15 protein-coding genes are annotated in these 17,202 nt (G+C 39.5%); 14 read left to right on the forward strand and 1 reads right to left on the reverse strand.

The features are described from left to right. The first annotated feature begins 79 nt into the window (after positions 1–79). The 12 genes from DWX61_RS00970 (at position 80) to DWX61_RS01025 (ending at position 14,264) form a co-directional block, all read left to right on the forward strand. Positions 80–1,012, forward strand: coding sequence for an AAA family ATPase (locus DWX61_RS00970; RefSeq protein ID WP_118623312.1), 933 nt, complete (start codon positions 80–82; stop codon positions 1,010–1,012). 6 nt (positions 1,013–1,018) lie between these two features. Continuing rightward, positions 1,019–2,836: a cobaltochelatase CobT-related protein gene (locus DWX61_RS00975; protein WP_118623314.1), complete on the forward strand. Its 1,818-nt coding sequence runs from the start codon at positions 1,019–1,021 to the stop codon at positions 2,834–2,836. Between the two features lie 16 nt (positions 2,837–2,852). Beyond that, complete coding sequence (locus DWX61_RS00980; protein ID WP_015524507.1) at positions 2,853–3,047, forward strand: hypothetical protein; 195 nt, start codon at positions 2,853–2,855, stop codon at positions 3,045–3,047. A gap of 22 nt (positions 3,048–3,069) precedes the next feature. Further along, positions 3,070–3,840: an ATP-binding protein gene (locus tag DWX61_RS00985; protein ID WP_118623316.1), complete on the forward strand. Its 771-nt coding sequence runs from the start codon at positions 3,070–3,072 to the stop codon at positions 3,838–3,840. Between the two features lie 89 nt (positions 3,841–3,929). Continuing rightward, positions 3,930–4,679: an ATP-binding protein gene (locus DWX61_RS00990; protein WP_118623318.1), complete on the forward strand. Its 750-nt coding sequence runs from the start codon at positions 3,930–3,932 to the stop codon at positions 4,677–4,679. Between the two features lie 203 nt (positions 4,680–4,882). Continuing rightward, positions 4,883–5,587: a LytR/AlgR family response regulator transcription factor gene (locus tag DWX61_RS00995; protein WP_117510049.1), complete on the forward strand. Its 705-nt coding sequence runs from the start codon at positions 4,883–4,885 to the stop codon at positions 5,585–5,587. 23 nt (positions 5,588–5,610) lie between these two features. After that, positions 5,611–6,918 (forward strand): ATP-binding protein, encoded by a 1,308-nt coding sequence (locus DWX61_RS01000; RefSeq protein WP_118623320.1) that lies wholly within the window; start codon positions 5,611–5,613, stop codon positions 6,916–6,918. Between the two features lie 182 nt (positions 6,919–7,100). Continuing rightward, complete coding sequence (locus DWX61_RS01005; protein ID WP_118623322.1) at positions 7,101–9,962, forward strand: glycoside hydrolase family 3 C-terminal domain-containing protein; 2,862 nt, start codon at positions 7,101–7,103, stop codon at positions 9,960–9,962. A 26-nt stretch (positions 9,963–9,988) separates the two neighbouring features. Then, on the forward strand, positions 9,989–12,427 hold the full coding sequence (locus DWX61_RS01010) for a glycoside hydrolase family 3 C-terminal domain-containing protein (RefSeq protein ID WP_182433921.1): 2,439 nt from the start codon (positions 9,989–9,991) through the stop codon (positions 12,425–12,427). Then, entirely contained in the window at positions 12,424–13,014 is a 591-nt protein-coding gene (locus DWX61_RS01015; RefSeq protein ID WP_118512622.1) for a hypothetical protein, read from the forward strand. The genes DWX61_RS01010 and DWX61_RS01015 overlap by 4 nt, the downstream gene beginning before the upstream one ends. A 195-nt stretch (positions 13,015–13,209) precedes the next feature. After that, the gene (locus tag DWX61_RS01020) at positions 13,210–13,344 is read left to right on the forward strand and encodes a hypothetical protein (protein ID WP_256372095.1); all 135 of its coding nucleotides are present in this window, start codon (positions 13,210–13,212) and stop codon (positions 13,342–13,344) included. Positions 13,345–13,352: 8 nt separating this feature from the next. After that, complete coding sequence (locus tag DWX61_RS01025) at positions 13,353–14,264, forward strand: radical SAM mobile pair protein B (RefSeq protein ID WP_118512621.1); 912 nt, start codon at positions 13,353–13,355, stop codon at positions 14,262–14,264. An 87-nt stretch (positions 14,265–14,351) separates the two neighbouring features. On the opposite strand, the gene DWX61_RS01030 is transcribed toward DWX61_RS01025, so the two are convergent. Continuing rightward, positions 14,352–14,621 carry an Rrf2 family transcriptional regulator gene (locus tag DWX61_RS01030; protein ID WP_118623326.1) on the reverse strand — a complete coding sequence of 90 codons (270 nt, stop codon included), beginning with the start codon at positions 14,619–14,621 and terminating at the stop codon, positions 14,352–14,354. Positions 14,622–14,675: 54 nt separating this feature from the next. Here DWX61_RS01030 and DWX61_RS01035 point away from each other — a divergent pair, with 54 nt between their 5' ends. Both DWX61_RS01035 and DWX61_RS01045 read left to right on the forward strand, forming a co-directional pair. Then, positions 14,676–15,584: an SIR2 family NAD-dependent protein deacylase gene (locus DWX61_RS01035; protein ID WP_118623328.1), complete on the forward strand. Its 909-nt coding sequence runs from the start codon at positions 14,676–14,678 to the stop codon at positions 15,582–15,584. Positions 15,585–15,903: 319 nt separating this feature from the next. Continuing rightward, positions 15,904–16,755, forward strand: coding sequence for an SIR2 family NAD-dependent protein deacylase (locus DWX61_RS01045; RefSeq protein ID WP_118623330.1), 852 nt, complete (start codon positions 15,904–15,906; stop codon positions 16,753–16,755). The last annotated feature ends 447 nt before the right edge of the window (positions 16,756–17,202 follow it).

The raw sequence follows: 17,202 nt of genomic DNA on the forward strand, positions 1-17,202 counted from the left end.
GGATTGAAAGTTTGAAGATTGAGCAAACAGAAATATTATCTGATTTGGTATAACCAATTGCAAAGAAAGGAAAATCTTCATGAGAAATCATTGGACAGAAATAGAAAAATATTTAGAAGACCAGAAGATAGCGCAGGAACTGATTGGAGAACTGAGAGATTTTCACATGCGTTATGAGGTAGAAAATCAAGTAAAGGAACGGGTAGAAAAACCGGATATCCTATTTTATGGGAAAAAGATTCTGGAAATGTCAATAGCAGCGCTTCTTCAGGGAGATAACCTGTTACTTTCCGGTGCGAAAGCTACAGGAAAAAATGTACTATGTGAGACACTGGCATGGATATTCGGAAGACCGGAATACGACATTTCTTTTCATGTAAATACAGACAGTGCCGATCTGATTGGAACGGATACCTTTATAAATAATGAGGTTCGCCTTCGGAAAGGCCCTATCTACCAATGCGCGGAATTTGGAGGATTTGGAATCCTGGACGAAATCAATATGGCAAAAAATGATGCGGTTTCTGTACTGCATGCCACACTGGATCATCGGCGCAGAATCGATATTCCAGGATATAACAGGATTTTACTTCATCCGGCAACACGATTTATCGGTACGATGAATTATGGTTACGCAGGTACCAGAGAACTAAATGAAGCATTGGTTTCAAGGTTTATGGTAATTGATATGCCTGAAATGGATGAGGATAGTGTCCTTTTTGTATTAAGACAACATTTTCCAGATGGGGAAAAAAGTGCACTGAAAGTTTTTGCAGGACTGTTTCTGGATTTGCAGATCAAAGCTTATCATGGAGAAATCTCAACAAAATCTCTTGACCTGAGAGGACTGGTTTCTGCTGTAAAAGCAACAAAAAGCGGACTTTCTCCAATTGATGCAATCCAGATGGGGATCATAAATAAAAGTTTTGATGTATTTGAAAAAGAGATCGTAGAAGATGTGGTTTCTACCAGAATCCCATCTTCCTGGACCGGAAAAGACATATGGGGGTAAACTTGTATGGAGGATGTCAGATGGCCGGCGGAACAACTGGAAGAACATCATCTGGAGATCAGTAATCGTATCAGAAATCTTTTTTGGACAGTCAGTGGTGATTATGATATAGAATTTGAACCGGACACAGAAAAATATGTTTATTCAAAACAAACGGTTCTATATGAGGCAGTGAAGCAGGGTGCCTTTGCACGATATTTTGATCAGAAGAAACTTGGCATGTATTTGATGAAAAAATTATATTTTTCTGCTGGAGAAGATATGCTTTTGCCTCTTGCTGGATTATGCATGGATGCTGCAGTGAATCGTTTTATCATTCGAGAACGTTTGGGAACAAAGGAAATCAGAGAACAGGCGTTCAGAGAATTGGAAAAGGACGAGAAAGAGCAGGTATCAGACAAAGCTGGAACAGACCTGATTCACAGGATTAGGCTTCTGTATATAAGGCATGTTCTGGAGAACACAGACGATGAGGGAATGGATCCACAGGCAGAGATTGCATTGTACAAGATTCTTTCTCTGAAGGATGCAGAAAATACGGAAGATGTCATAAACGTGATAGATGAGATTTATAATCATGTTCTGGATCCCTCTTTTGAAAAAAAGAATGGAAATCTGGAGAAGATTCTGAATTTACCGGATATGGCATTGGCCAATGACGCGTGGCAGGAATGCATGACGGATGAACAGATGGAAGACATCATTCAAAAATATCTTTCTAATCTCAAAAAAAAGATGATGAGTCTGGATATCAGAAACAAAAAGAAAAAAAGATTTTATTTCTCTCCGGAAAATGAAGAAGTTCCGGAAAGCTCGGAGAATATAAATCCACAGGCAGTGCGACGGATACGGGAATATGTGGAACTGAATTACGGAAAATCGTATCTAAGTGAAGCGGAGCAGGCCAGAGTCAACCGGAAATTTTGTACAGGAATCCACAAAAACTGTATTCTGTATCTTACAGATGGAATTTTACAAAACCCTGTGATAAAAAATAATCAATACCGTTTTTCTCAGCTGCAGTTTGAAAAAAATAAAGCCTATTATGGAAATAATCACTGGATCATCAAAAGAAATATTTCTGTGTTGGCAGAGTCACTGAAACGGGCATTTATAATCCGAAAGGATGATTTTGTCAGCAGATCTGATGCAGGGCAGCTTGTTCCTGAGAGGTTATGGAAAATTGGAAGAACAGACGATGACAAGTTATTTAATAGAAAAAAAAGATCTGATGATTCTGAGTTTGTAATAGACGTCCTGATTGATTCCAGTGGTTCCCAGGCTGACAGACAGGCTCAGGTAGCGGCTCAGGGATATATTATCAGTGAAGCATTAAGCCAGGCAGGAATTCCTCATCGGGTGACAGGATACTGTGCTTTCTGGGGATATACAGTAATTCAGAGATTTCGGGATTATGAAGATCCAAGGGAAACAAATGAAAGAATCTTTCAATTTCGGGCGTATGCCAATAACAGAGATGGGCTTGCACTGAAAACAGTCTGTTCCTCTCTCATGGAGCGACCGGAAAAAAATAAGATTTTAATCGTATTAAGTGATGGAAAACCCTGTGATATGAGCATACAACGACCAGGAACCCGCCAGCCCAAGATCTATGACGGAGAAGGAGCTGTGAAAGATACTGCATATGAGGTGCGTCGAGCCAGAAATCAGGGAATTTTCGTAATTGGTATTTTTGTAGGGAATGAAGAAGAACTCTCCGTGGAAAAGAGAATCTATGGAAAAGATTTTGCCTATATTCGTAATATCAGCAATTTTTCCCGTATAGTAGGAACTTTTTTGCGAAGACAAATTGATATGGAATGAAAATGGAGGAATCACTATGGGTAAAATTGAATTTTCCAATTGCCAGGATGTAAGAAATCAGAAAAAGATACAGGAATTAGACTGTCCACGCTGTCATGAACCGGGAGGCATTGAAGCCTTTGTGAAAGACGGGATACTTGCAGAGGACGGAGTATGTGATAACTGTGGATATATTCTTCCGGAAGGAACAGAACTGGAGGAAGTGGAATAAGAAGCATTTAAGGAGATAACAGATGAAAATTGCTGTAACTGGAAAAGGCGGAGTAGGGAAAACTACGATATCTGCAGTATTAGCACGGCTGTATGCAGAAGAAGGGAAAAAAGTATTTGCTGTAGATGTGGATCCAGATGCAAATCTTGGACTTGCACTGGGTTTTTCAGAGGAAGAACTGGAGAGTATTACGCCTATCAGTAAAATGAGAAGGTTGATTGAGGAGAGAACAGGTGCAGATAAAAGTAATACTTTTTATAAAGTCAATCCAAAAGTGGATGATATTCCTGAAATTTACGGAAAAGAAAATAATGGTGTTCGACTTCTGGTTTTGGGAACTGTGGAAACTGCGGGAGGCGGATGTGTATGCCCTGAAAATGTAATGTTGAAACGAATTATTAATAATTTGGTTTTACATAGAGATGATATAGTAATCTTGGATATGGAAGCAGGACTTGAGCATTTAGGACGGGGAACAACGGAAGGAATGGATCAATTTATCGTCGTGATAGAGCCGGGGGCCAGAAGTGTTCAGACTTATAAAAATGTAAAACGTTTGGCAGAAGAATTGGGTGTAAAGGAAGTAAAGGTCATAGCAAATAAAATCAGAAATGATGAAGATGAAAAGTTTGTAAGGTCTAGAATCCCGAAGCAGGATTTTTTGGGATGTGTTCATTATAATGCAGAAGTTATAGAAGCAGACAGAGAAGGAAGATCCCCTTATGGATGCAGCAAGACAGCTACGGATGAAATTCGAAAAATTAAGGAGATATTTGATGTAATGGCAAAATAGACATTATATTAATTTAATTATTTTTCGAAAACAGTTTGAAGCATGGCCATATGTAATGTTTATTATTAAAAAAAGGAGTAAATATAGAGATGAAAATAGCAGTTTGTGGAAAAGGTGGATGTGGAAAAAGTACAGTAACCAGTCTTTTGGCTAAGGCTTTAGCCAGACGAGAAAAAGAAATTTTGGTAATTGATTCCGATGAATCTAATTATGGTCTACACCGACAGCTAGGTATGAAGCTTCCCAGAGATTTTACAGACTATTTCGGTGGTAAGCAAAATGTTTTAAATGATATGATGTTATCAAAATTTACTCATCAGTTTTTTGAGGAAACCTGGACTATAGATGATATACCGGAAGATTATTATAGCCTGAAGGACGGTGTAAAACTGATGACCAGTGGAAAAATTCATCAGGCAAATGAAGGGTGTTCTTGCGCTATGGGAACTGTTATGACTCAATTCATCCAAAATCTCAGGCTTACAGAAAACCAATTTGCGCTAATGGATATGGAGGCTGGTATTGAACACTTTGGACGTGGAATTGATAATGGTGTAGATCTGATATTGATAATCATAGATCCATCCTATGAATCCCTGCAGCTTTCCAAAAAAATCGGGGAATTATCGGAAAGTATTCGAAAACCATTTTATTACGTTCTCAATAAAGTAACAAAAGAGAATCAGGAAATGATGTATGAAGCTGTATGGAATTCAAGTCGAGTCGCTGTATCTCTTAGTGCGGATCCTGGTATTATGGGAGAGGGACTGATTGGGAAAGAACTATCAGAAAAACCAGATGCTATTGAAAACTTAACAGAATTTCTACTTTCTATTTAAAGAATGAGGAGATTTACTGTGGATATATGATAAAAGAAAACCAGATTATACAGATGTGATTTGTAATATTACATCCACTTGACGCAAGAGAGAAGCAGTGATATATTGAAACAAAAGTTATTTATAAAATAACATTAAAACCCTGGAACTATATTGTGTGATTGAACAGTTACAAAAAATGCAATTCTTGTGGAGGGAATAGGATGATACAGATTGCAATTGTGGAAGATGAAGAAATTTACGTAAAACAATTAACAGAGTATATCCGGAAATATCAAACGGAAAGGGGAAGATCAATAAAGGTTACGGTATTTGGTGATGGAGAAGATATCACTGAGAATTACAGTGGCGGTTTTGACATTATTCTGATGGATATTCAGATGCGGTTCATGGACGGTATGACAGCAGCAGAAAAAATCCGTCAGATGGATCAGAAAGTAATTATTATGTTTATTACAAATATGATTCAATATGCAGTACGTGGATATGAAGTTGATGCAATGGATTATGTAGTAAAACCGGTTGAGTACTTTTCTTTTTCGCAGAAACTGGATAAAGCAGTTGGACGTATGCGCTCTGAGGTTAAAGAATTTCTTACGATTCCGATTGGGGAAGGAGTTGTAAAGATAGATATAGCAGATATCTATTATATTGAGGGGCAGAGACATAATGTAATTTATTATACTTCGAGAGGAGATTACTGTTCAAGAATTACGATGAAAGAACTCGAAGAAAAACTTGCGGTACATAATTTTTTTCGATGTGCAAAGGGATATCTGGTAAATATGAATCATGTAGAGGGATTTGTTGGTTCTGATTGTGTGATTCATAATGTACATATACCTGTCAGCAGAACCAGAAAAAAAGAATTCATGAATCTGCTTCTGCAAAACCTCAATATGGAATGATTTCATGCGAAATGGAGGATACTATGTTATATCAGGATATTCCAAGAATTTATACGGCAATAGCAGAGTGGGGATCATGTTTGGTTTATCTTTATATCCTAAAAAAAGAAAACATGAAATCTGTACATTTTCTTACAGGCAGTCTTTTCATGTTGGCAATGCAGAGTATCTTTCTGACTTTGACAGGCAGCGTAACTGAAATTTTGTGGGTTCCCTGTATGATGATCGCTGCAGGTATGATGTATGGATTTCTTATGGTCGGAGGAAATATGAAGCCTCTGGGAGCGGCTTATTGCTGTGCCCGTGCATTTGTTCTTGCTGAGTTTGTAGCTTCGCTGCAGTGGCAGATTGTATCTATTGTACAGGCATGGGGGAATCAGAGCATCTGGGTTGAAATTCTGATCACGATGGTTATTTTTGGAGGCTGCTTTACTATTAATATTTATTTAGAAAAAGATCTCCTGAAGCAGAATTATCTTGAACAGATGACAGTAAAGGAAGTAGCAGCGGCGGCAATCATGGCTGTTGCAATCTTTGCTTTTAGTAATCTGAGATTTTTAAATGAAAATGTACCATTTGCGAGCAGAGAACGTGCAGATATTTTTTCTATCAGAACACTGATCGATTTTGGAGGAATTGCAATCCTGCATGCTTATCAGAGCAGGATCAGTGAGTATGTTGCCGAGAAAGAACTTTCAGTAATGAACGTGATGCTGAAAAGCCAGTATGATCAATACCGAAATTATCAGGACAGCCTGGATCTTATACAAATGAAATACCATGATCTGAAACACCAGATAACGGGACTTCGTGCGGAATCAGATGAAGAGAAACGAAAAAAATGGATTGATTCCATGGAAAAGGAAATCGCTGCCTTTGAAAATATAAGCAGAACGGGGAATCAGGTACTTGATACGATTTTGGCAGCTAAGATTTTCCATTGTCGAAAAAATCATATACAGATTACCTGTGTGGCAGATGGAAAATTATTGGATCATATGCATGTAACAGATATATGTTCTATATTTGGAAATGCTTTGGATAATGCGATTGAACATGTAATTTTGATTCCAGATCAGGAAAAAAGACTGATCCATCTGACAGTATCCGCTCAAAAAGGATTTGTGTTTATCAAGATAGAGAATTATTGTGAAGCAGAAATTTCCAAAAATGAAGAAGATCTGATTACAACAACAAAAAAGGATAGTAAAAACCATGGTTTTGGATTGAAAAGTATTCGTACAGCTGTAGAAAAATATGATGGTTCTGTAGTATTTGGAGTACAGCAGAACTGGTTTGAATTAAAGATTCTTTTACCCAGAGTATTGTAATGCTCTGGGTATTTTTGTTGCCAAGCATACGACAAAAAGGTCCACCGGACCTTTTTTAGTATTTTGTGCCATATTTGCTGCATCTTGTGCCAAAAACAGCGCGAAATAATAATCATGTTATAGTAATGCCAACAGGAAATGATACCTGAAAAAGACAAGAGAGTCAAAGGAGGAAAAAGAGAATGATCAGTGTTGAAATGGAAGATGTTCTGGCGGTATTACAATTATGCAAACCGTATATTATCGGTATTATTGCTGCACTTGTAATTGGAATCGTAATTATGATAGCATGCCGCAGGATGTCCAGGGACAAAAGATTTCTGATAAGAGGGGAAGCTGCGATCGCAATGGTTCTTGCAGTTGTTGTCTGCGTGAATATGATCTGTTTTGGACCAATGGCTACGTTGATTGGACTGGCAACGGGAAATGGAACTTTAAGTGATGAAACAAATGAAGAAGCTGCGGAAGCAGCAGAAGAAATTATGGAAGACGGAATTGTTCTTCTGAAGAATGAAAGCCTGCTTCCTTTAAATGAAACAAAAAAACTGAATATTTTTGGCTGGGAATCTATTAATCCGGCTTACGGAGGAGCTGGTTCCGGTGGAATTAATGATCTGTATGATATTGTCAGTCTGAATCAGGGACTTGAAAATGCCGGATTTTCTATTAACCAGGAACTGGTTGATTTTTATAACAATTATGGTGCAGATAATCCGGAAATGTCTATCCAGAAACAGAGCTGGACATTACCGGAGCCACCTGTAGATACTTACGATGATGAGCTTATTGAAAGTGCGAAAGAGTATTCTGATGTGGCAGTTGTGGTTCTTTCCAGAAAAGCAGGTGAAGGTCATAATGATATTCCTATGGATGTAAAAAAAGCAGCATATGATAATAATTCAGATGAATATGATGATTTTCCTGAGGGAGAGCATTATTTACAGCTTTCACAAACTGAGAGAGATATGGTGGATATGGTTTGCTCAAACTTTGATAATGTGATTGTGATTTATAATGGAGCAAATCAGTTTGAACTTGGTTTCGCAGATGAATATCCTCAGATTAAATCTGTTGTATGGTGCCCCGGAACGGGAAATGTGGGATTTAATGCACTTGGTAAAGTATTTTCAGGTGAAGTCAATCCTTCCGGAAAAACACCGGATACATTTATTTATGATATGACGACTGCTCCGTGGTGGAATAATGCAGAAAAAACGGAGTATACAAATCTGGCAGATATGGCCGTTGAAGGAATGAACGCAGGAACTGCGCAGGTGTATGCTCCGGCATTTACCAATTATGTGGAAGGCATTTATGTAGGATACAAGTACTATGAAACAGCTGCACAGGAAGGTGCGATTGATTACGATAAGACTGTACAGTATCCATTTGGATATGGTCTGAGTTACACGGAATTTAAACAGAAAATGGGTGAACTGAAAGAAAAAGACGGACAGATTTCTGTAGATGTAGAAGTAACCAATACCGGAGATGCTGCCGGAAAAGATGTAGTAGAAGTGTATTATAAACCGCCATATACAAATGGCGGAATTGAGAAATCTTCTGCAAATCTGATCGAGTTTGCAAAAACAGATCTGCTTCAGCCAGGAGAATCTCAGACTGTTACAGTTACATTCAGTATAGAAGATATGGCCTCTTATGATGAGAATAATGCAAAAGCATATGTTCTTGAAAAAGGCGATTATGTGATTTCTATCAACAGCGATTCACATACTGTGCTGGATCAGAAAACTTATACTGCAGATAAAGATGTAGTATATAAGGGAGAAAATAAAAGAGCATCAGATGATACTGCAGCAACAAATGTATTTGAAGATGCAAAAGGCGATGTGACATATTTATCACGAGCAGATCATTTTGCAAATTATGAAGAGGCTACAGCAGCACCGGCATCTGCAGAGCTGGGTGAGCCATATGTTTCTGAATATCATCTGAACAGCAACTTTGATAAGACTACATACCTCAATGATGAGGATGTAATGCCGACAACGGGAGTAGATAATGGACTTACATTAGCTGATATGCGAGATGCTGATTATGACGATCCTCGTTGGGAAAAACTTCTGGATCAGCTTACTGTTGATGAAATGGCAAATATGATTGCAATGGCAGGTTATCAGACAGCAGCCATGGATTCTGTGGGAAAAGTGGCTACACTTGATTTCGATGGACCAGCAGCAATTAATAACAACTTTACAGGAGTTGGTTCTATTGGATTTCCAATTGAAGTTGTGGTTGCTTCCACATGGAATAAAGAACTTGCACAGGCCTGGGGTGAATGCATGGGCAAGATGAGTCAGGAAATGGGTGCAGAGGGCTGGTATGCACCAGGTATGAATACTCATAGAACCGCATTTGGAGCAAGAAACTATGAATACTTTTCAGAAGATGGAGTTCTTGCAGGAAATATGGGAGCAAAAGCAGTAGAAGGAGCAAGAAAATATGGAGTTTATTCTTACATCAAACATTTTGCTCTGTATGAGGGAAATGCAAAGATGGTAAGTGTCTGGTCAAATGAGCAGGCAATCCGAGAAATCTATCTGAAACCATTTGAAATTTCTGTAAAACAGGGTGGTGCAAATGCGGTTATGGTTTCCTGGAGTTTTCTTGGAGATAAATGGACTGGAGAAAGCAGCAACCTTATGAATACAGTTCTCAGAGATGAATGGGGATTCAGGGGAATGGCGCTTACAGACTTCTTCCGAAACAATGGTCATGGATTTATGAATGCAGATGCAGCTTTGGCGAATGGAGTAGATGCAATGTTGTCCACATTCAACGGAGAAGAGAACAATGTAGCCAATCAGAAGCATCCAACATCTGTACTTCAGATGAGGAATGCCTGCAAAAATGTCATGTATACAGTTGTAAGCAGCTGGGCTTATGATGGAGAACACGAAGAAACAGGTATGGAAAATTGGAAAAAAGCAGGAATTGGTATCGACATTGTAATAGCACTTTTCATGGCAGGAATGGAAGTACTGGTAATCAGAGGATATAAGAAAAGAAAGAATGCTGAATAAGGATGAAAGTGGGATGGAAAATAGTTATGAAACAGCAAAAATTGGTTGAAAAGATGACAATAGAAGAAAAGGCAGCAATCCTCAGTGGAAAAACTGTCTGGCAGACCAGAGAAATTGACAGGCTTTCCATCCCGTCCATCTTTCTTTCAGATGGACCACATGGAATCAGAAAACAGGCAGGAGCAGGAGATCATCTGGGACTGAATGCATCCTTAAATGCGACATGTTTTCCCACAGCAGCGATGATTGCAAACAGCTGGAATCAGGATCTGGGGGAAGAGATTGGACAGGCTCTTGGAGAGGAAGCAGCAAGTATGGATGTAAGTATACTGCTTGGTCCGGGATTGAATATTAAAAGAAGCCCATTATGTGGAAGAAATTTTGAATATTTTTCAGAAGATCCATATCTTTCCGGGAAGATGGCAGCGTCATATATTCGGGGAATACAGAGTAAAGGCGTTTATGCCTGCCCGAAGCATCTGGCAGTTAACAGTCAGGAACTTCGGAGAATGGCAATGGATGCAGTTGTTGACGAACGGACATTAAGAGAAATATATCTGACCGGTTTTGAGATAGCTGTTAAAGAAGGACACGCAAAAGCAATCATGAGCAGTTACAACCAGATTAATGGGATTTATGCTAATGAGGACAAACATCTTTTGACAGACATCTTGCGCAAAGATTGGGGATTTGATGGAATTGTAATAACAGACTGGGGCGGAAGCAATGACCATGTGAAAGGTGTTGCTGCCGGCTCAAATCTGGAGATGCCGTCCTGTGGGTATGATTCTGCAAGAGAAGTGATTGCTGCTGTCCAAAAAGGAAAGCTGAAGGAAGTGGATTTGGATGAAAGAGTTGGAGAACTGGTAGATGCAGTGATGGAATTGACATCAGGGAAGAAGCTATCAGATAAAAACTTTGACAGAAACGCACATCATCAACTGGCAAGGAAAGCAGCAGCAGAAAGCATGATTCTTCTAAAAAATGAAAAACAGATTCTTCCGCTGGATACCAAAAAATCCATCGCTGTTATTGGAGATTTTGCTTTTTCACCCAGATATCAGGGGGCAGGATCTTCTATGGTCAATCCAACAAAAGTAGAAGATATGTCATCGATTTTGCAACAATATGATCTGAATATTCTGGGAATGACAAGAGGCTATCATAGAAATGGAGATGTAGATGAGAATGATAGAAAGTTTGCATTAAATTTGTCTATGAATGCGGATATTGTAATTTTCTGCTTTGGTCTTGATGAGATCAGTGAATCAGAAGGACTGGACAGAACCCATATGCGTATTCCGCAGGATCAGATCGATCTTCTGCAGGATATCAGTAAGGTGAATGAAAATGTTATTGGAATACTGAGTGCTGGATCAGCGATAGAAATGCCATGGCACACCTGCTGCAAAGCGATTTTGCATGGCTATCTGAATGGACAGGCAGGCGCTTCTGCAACATTGGATATTCTGACCGGAAAGGTGAACCCATCAGGAAGACTGGCAGAAACATATCCCATATCTTATGAACAGACACCGGCATTTCGATATTATCCAAGTAATGAGAAAACATCGGAATACCGCGAGAGTGTTTATGTAGGATATCGCTATTATGATACTTCAAAAGTACGGGTGCAGTTTCCATTTGGTTTTGGACTTTCCTATACGGAATTTACATATTCTGATCTTATCATAGAAGAGGATGGAATCAAAGTTTCGGTTACCAATACAGGTGACAGAGATGGAGCTGAGGTTGTTCAGATGTATGTAGGACTTCCTAATGCAATCGTGTTCCGACCGGAAAAAGAACTGAAAGGTTTTGCAAAAGTTTATCTGAAGGCAGGAGAAAGCAGACAGCTCAGGATTCCCTTTGATGATAAGACATTCCGTTATTGGAATATAAAAACGGGACAGTGGGAAATAGAAACAGGAACTTATCAGATTATGGTAGGAGCCAGTGTTGCAGATATTCGTTTAACAGGTATGACTGAGAGAACTGGAAATAGTAAAGGGTATCCGTATAATCCGGCAAAAATGCCTTACTATTATACAGGAATCGTGCAGAAAATATCAGATGAGGAATTTCGTGAACTTCTTGGCCATGAGATACCGAACGGGAGATGGAGTGGAAATCTGGAAATCAATGATGCAATTTGTCAGATGTATTATGCAAAAAGCCGACTTGCAAGACTGATATATAGATGTCTCACAAAAATGAAAAAGAAGAGTGAGGCACAGGGAAAGCCGGATCTGAATATTCTTTTTATTTACAATATGCCGTTTCGGGGGATTGCCAAGATGACCGGCGGGGCAGTCAGTATGGAAATGGTATATGGAATTGTCGATGCTGTGAATGGCCACTTTATGCTTGGAGTAAAAAAAGTAGTTGGCGGATATTTCAGAAACAGAAGAAATAATAAGAAATATGAAAAATTATTAAAAGGAGCCGGAGGGAAGCGCAGATGAATCATATAAAAAATATATGGAAATGTTTTGAAGAGAAACATTCTGTTTTTGCAAAATGGCTTTATCAGATATTCTATTTTGTTATATTCAGTATGGGCGTGACAGTATTCCAGTATCTGGTATTTACATTTTTACCAGGGATTTTGGGAATTGGTCTGGCTGGTATAGAATTTATGTGGCCAAAGGTTTCTATGAATCTGTTTGGAGTAAAATTTACATGGAGTTTGCTGGGGTATAATGTATTGCGTGATGCAACAGGGAATGTATTGATCGGTGGTGGACTTGGCTATTTTATCAGTTATGAATTGGGGTCATTTCTTGCACAGTGTATCAATTTTCCACTTCAGAGAAATATTACCTTTAAAAGCCATGGAAATCCTGTATATCAGGCAATCTGGTATTTTGTTGCATGGGTGGTAATTTCACTGATTTGTAATGGATTTAATAATCTGTGGATGCCAGTTGCATCTGCATATGTGGCACCGGCAGTCTATAACATGCTTGTGACAATTATTACAGGTGGAGTTTCCATGGTGATTTTTTTCTTTGTGTTTAAAATTATTTTCCCAGAGGGGAAGGCTGAATAGAAGAAAATCATAACCAAATAACTGCTTCGCAGTATATCAGAAGGGGCTTGTACCCCTTCTGATACAAGCAAGTCCCCACCCACTGCTTATTGCTCTTCGCAATTGAAGCAGGGGACTTACTTGATTTGGTTAAAATGATGCAATCTGATATGATTTGGAACATCATAAAATCAACAAGGATAAAGGTAAAAAAATATGAATAAAAGACAAAAAATTCTGATTGTAGATGATTCAAAACCGGTGTTTATGAAAGAGGATCTACTTCCCGTTATGGGAGATAATCAAATGATCCAGGATCTGCCCTCTGCATTTATCCGGGTTTTGGAGTAACAGAACGCATGGAAAAAATAATGGAAAAGGATCTTCTGATCCGGGATGTAGAAACAAAAAATATCATGACTAAATCCAGTCTTCCGGTAGGGGGATATTCTGTCAATCCTTATGTAGGATGTACCCACGGCTGCAAATACTGCTATGCCTCTTTTATGAAACGGTTCACCGGGCATACCGAATCGTGGGGGACATTTTTGGATATAAAACACTGGCCGGCAATTAAAAACCCGAGAAAATATAAAGGCCAACGGGTAGTGATTGGTTCCGTGACAGATGGGTATCTGCCCCAGGAAAAGGAGATAAGAAATACCCGCAGGATTTTAGAACAGTTAAAAAATAGCGGTGCAGAAATCCTTATCTGTACGAAATCGGATCTTGTACTCCGGGATATTGACTTGCTAAAAGAAATGGGAAAAGTCACTGTCTCATGGTCGATCAACACATTAGATGAAAAATTTCAGGCAGACATGGATCAAGCTGTCAGCATCAGCCGCAGACTTGAGGCAATGAAGCAGGTATACGAAGCCGGAATACGCACGGTTTGTTTCATTTCCCCAGTATTTCCGGGCATCACAGATTTTGAAAAGATTTTTGAACGTGTGAAAGATCAGTGTGACCTGGTATGGTTAGAAAATCTAAATCTCCGCGGTGGTTTCAAACAGGAGATCCTGGATTATATTCAGAAATATTATCCTCACCTTGTTACCCTGTATGATGAAATCTATCGCAAGGGAGATCGAAGTTATTTTCGGGCATTGGAAAACCAGGCAGCACAGATGTCCCAAAAATACGACTGTCCTTTTGTAGACAACGAACTGCCTTATGACCGCGCAGAGCCAGGCCATCCTGTAATCGTGGACTATTTCTATCATGAAGAAGTACGGGGATCGGAAAATACAGGGCGGCGCAAAAAATGATTGAATAAGTTGAGATGTAAAAGAGGTGCCTCAAGAGACTGAAACAACTCATAGTTTTCCATGAATGTTACAGTCTCTTTATTATTATCAGTATACTCCACACTCTGGGTTGGTATCAATATCAAGATGAAGCAAAGGCTTTTCTCCCTCCACTGCCCGGTATATATCCAGCATAGTAATTTCATCCGCAGGTTTGGTAAGACAGGCGTTTGCCTGGCTTTGGGTATTGGAGATAAGGCTTGCATTTTTCAGCGCGGACATCAGCTGCCGGATATAGGTAGGATTTGTTTTTACACTTTTTGCAATCTGGGCACTGGTCAGATGCTCTTTTTCTTCTTGTAATTTATATTTTAACATGGTACAATTTTGATGTAATTTTAATAATAACAATAAAAGAAAGGAAAGTCAACCATGCAGCCAATGAAAAATATTGTTTTTGAAAATGCATATCAAAAAAATGCCCGGACCTTATTAGATAAACTTAATTCTGCTGAAGCCATTCTGGTAGGAGCAGCAGCCGGCATGTCCGCTTCCTGTGGCTATAATTTTTTCTATCAGAATGATGCGATATTTCAGAAATATCTGGGGGATTTCCATAAAAAATATGGATTTACCGGAGCCTTTAACGGATTTTACTATCATTATCCTTCCCCGGAAGCTCACTGGGCATTTCTTGTACGTATGGGCTATATGGAATATGAGTGTCCTACAGGACAGCCTTACTACGATCTCATGGAACTCCTTGAGGGTAAAAACTATCATATTATGACCACCAATCAGGACTTCCAGTTTACCCGTGTGGTGTCCGAAGAAAAATTAAGCGCCATCCAGGGTGATTTCCGCTATTATCAGTGCAGCCGCCGATGTCATGACCAGATTTATTACAACAAGGATATGGTCTATGCCATGAATGCAGCTATTGACGAGAATCTGTGTATCCCCGCCAAAATGATCCCCCGCTGTCCAAAATGCGGAGCCCAGATGGAGCCCTGGGTACGGGGATATACATTCCTGGAAGGTGCCAAGTATAGAGACGAATACCGGAAGATCAACGAATTTCTGGAAAAGAATAAAGAGAAGAAGATCCTTTTTCTGGAGTTGGGCGTAGGACGAATGACCCCTATGTTTATCCAGGAACCTTTCTGGAATCTCACATACTCCCTGCCTAAGGCGTTTTACATTACCATTAATCCAAAGGACGCCCTTCTTCCCATAGAAATAGAACAAAAAGGGCTGGCCATCAAAGAAGACATTGCCCTGGTGCTGCAGGAGGCAGTGAGAGTAAAGAAAGAGGAAAACAAGGAGCATGGAGAAGCATAGTCACAAGGACATCCCTGGAACAGCAATGGGCCTACTATACAAAATATATTTACAGTATGTGGCATCTGCCTGCAGGTCAGCTATATCTGGCTCTTAAGGCTGTACTTGCCGGAAAAGATTAGAGAGATGACACCGGGGGTGATCAGACTGCCTTTCTGGGAGATGACGGCCCGTAACAGCCAGGTGTTTTACGTCTGTCTGAACCGGGAAGCCTCTTCTGCTCCGGAACATTAAAAAGGGAGAAGTCTTTACCTGCAAGGCAATCTGGCAGATATATTAAAGGAACTTCGGATACAGTTGGAAAAGGAGAAATAACATTATGGAAGAAAACTTCAGAAATATTTATAAAGCTATCCAGGAAGCAGATGCTCTTCTCATCGGCGCCAGTAACGGATTATCTATTTCAGAAGGATATAATATTTTTGCAGATGATCACTGGTTTCAGAAAGATTTCGGAGATTTCCGCAGCAGATACGGGATCAGAAACATACTGCAGGGATTATTCTTTCAGTATCCTACAGAAGAATCTAAATGGGCATTTTTCAGCAGACTGATCAGCCGGAAATGTTATCTGGAACAGCCCGGTCCTGTAATGGAGGATCTGTATCGTCTGGTTAGTTCCAAAGATTATTTTATTGTGACCTCCAATGGCGAGGACCATTTTGTGCCTGCAGGATTTGACAGGGATAAAGTCTTTGAGATGGAAGGCCGTCTCACCCAGTCCCGGTGCCAGAATGGATGCGGAACAGATCCTTACGAAAACCAGAATGAAATTCTCAAAATGGCGGAAGCTGAAAAAAACGGACAGATCCCCTCAGAACTGGTTCCCTGCTGTTCCTGCTGTGGAGGGCCAGTTACGGTCAATATGGCAAACAGCAATGCATTCTTTCAGACCGAACAGTTCCAAAAGAAAATGCAAGACTATCAGAACTTTATTAAGAAATATCATGGTAAAAGATTAGCGATCCTGGAATTGGGCGTGGGATGGCGAAACCGTATGATCAAAGAGCCTTTCATGAGCCTTGCTGCTTCTGAACCTGAAGCAGTTTATATCACCTTCAATAAAGGAGAAGTCTATATTCCGTCAGAAATTGCCGGAAAGTCGATCGGGGTAGATGGAGATATTGGGGAGGCGCTGAAAGAAATATGTCTGGCAAGAGAGAACCTATAGGGGTGTTTATATATTTCTATTTGGGCAATTAATTTTTCTGAATGGACAATGCAAAAAAGGCACTGAAAACCGTAGAAATATTGGTTTTTCAGTGCCTTTTCCATTAGTTAAAGAGAAAAAATATAATAAATTTAAGTTTTGCTAAGTTTCGCTAAATTCTATTCGTTTGAGCATCGCCATTGCTTTGACGGTTCACGTTTTCCACAATCATCACAAGTCTGCGGCCAGTTGATTTTCCATTCAAAATACTCATCTCTGGTAATTTTACCAGATTTCAGTTCTTCTTTTCTAAGAGTCCATTCTTTCAGAAAATTATTGAGAATCCCGTAATTAAACCACATACCAAAAGAAACATTAGGAAAACAGGTAAGAAAGGCAAGGTGATGAGTTTGAGAAAATTGAAGTGATAGGACGACTTCTATCAGGAATATGTTGGAAAAGAGGTGA

The organism is Ruminococcus sp. AF20-12LB, from assembly GCF_003478985.1.
Lineage (GTDB): Bacteria > Bacillota > Clostridia > Lachnospirales > Lachnospiraceae > Blautia_A.

What these genes read in the sequence shown, in the direction of transcription:
- DWX61_RS00970 (WP_118623312.1), top strand. Translation starts at nt 80, where the DNA reads ATGAGAAATCATTGGACAGAAATAGAAAAATATTTAGAAGACCAGAAG.
- DWX61_RS00975 (WP_118623314.1), top strand. Translation starts at nt 1,019, where the DNA reads ATGGAGGATGTCAGATGGCCGGCGGAACAACTGGAAGAACATCATCTG.
- DWX61_RS00980 (WP_015524507.1), top strand. Translation starts at nt 2,853, where the DNA reads ATGGGTAAAATTGAATTTTCCAATTGCCAGGATGTAAGAAATCAGAAA.
- DWX61_RS00985 (WP_118623316.1), top strand. Translation starts at nt 3,070, where the DNA reads ATGAAAATTGCTGTAACTGGAAAAGGCGGAGTAGGGAAAACTACGATA.
- DWX61_RS00990 (WP_118623318.1), top strand. Translation starts at nt 3,930, where the DNA reads ATGAAAATAGCAGTTTGTGGAAAAGGTGGATGTGGAAAAAGTACAGTA.
- DWX61_RS00995 (WP_117510049.1), top strand. Translation starts at nt 4,883, where the DNA reads ATGATACAGATTGCAATTGTGGAAGATGAAGAAATTTACGTAAAACAA.
- DWX61_RS01000 (WP_118623320.1), top strand. Translation starts at nt 5,611, where the DNA reads ATGTTATATCAGGATATTCCAAGAATTTATACGGCAATAGCAGAGTGG.
- DWX61_RS01005 (WP_118623322.1), top strand. Translation starts at nt 7,101, where the DNA reads ATGATCAGTGTTGAAATGGAAGATGTTCTGGCGGTATTACAATTATGC.
- DWX61_RS01010 (WP_182433921.1), top strand. Translation starts at nt 9,989, where the DNA reads ATGAAACAGCAAAAATTGGTTGAAAAGATGACAATAGAAGAAAAGGCA.
- DWX61_RS01015 (WP_118512622.1), top strand. Translation starts at nt 12,424, where the DNA reads ATGAATCATATAAAAAATATATGGAAATGTTTTGAAGAGAAACATTCT.
- DWX61_RS01020 (WP_256372095.1), top strand. Translation starts at nt 13,210, where the DNA reads ATGAATAAAAGACAAAAAATTCTGATTGTAGATGATTCAAAACCGGTG.
- DWX61_RS01025 (WP_118512621.1), top strand. Translation starts at nt 13,353, where the DNA reads ATGGAAAAAATAATGGAAAAGGATCTTCTGATCCGGGATGTAGAAACA.
- DWX61_RS01030 (WP_118623326.1), bottom strand. Translation starts at nt 14,621, where the DNA reads ATGTTAAAATATAAATTACAAGAAGAAAAAGAGCATCTGACCAGTGCC.
- DWX61_RS01035 (WP_118623328.1), top strand. Translation starts at nt 14,676, where the DNA reads ATGCAGCCAATGAAAAATATTGTTTTTGAAAATGCATATCAAAAAAAT.
- DWX61_RS01045 (WP_118623330.1), top strand. Translation starts at nt 15,904, where the DNA reads ATGGAAGAAAACTTCAGAAATATTTATAAAGCTATCCAGGAAGCAGAT.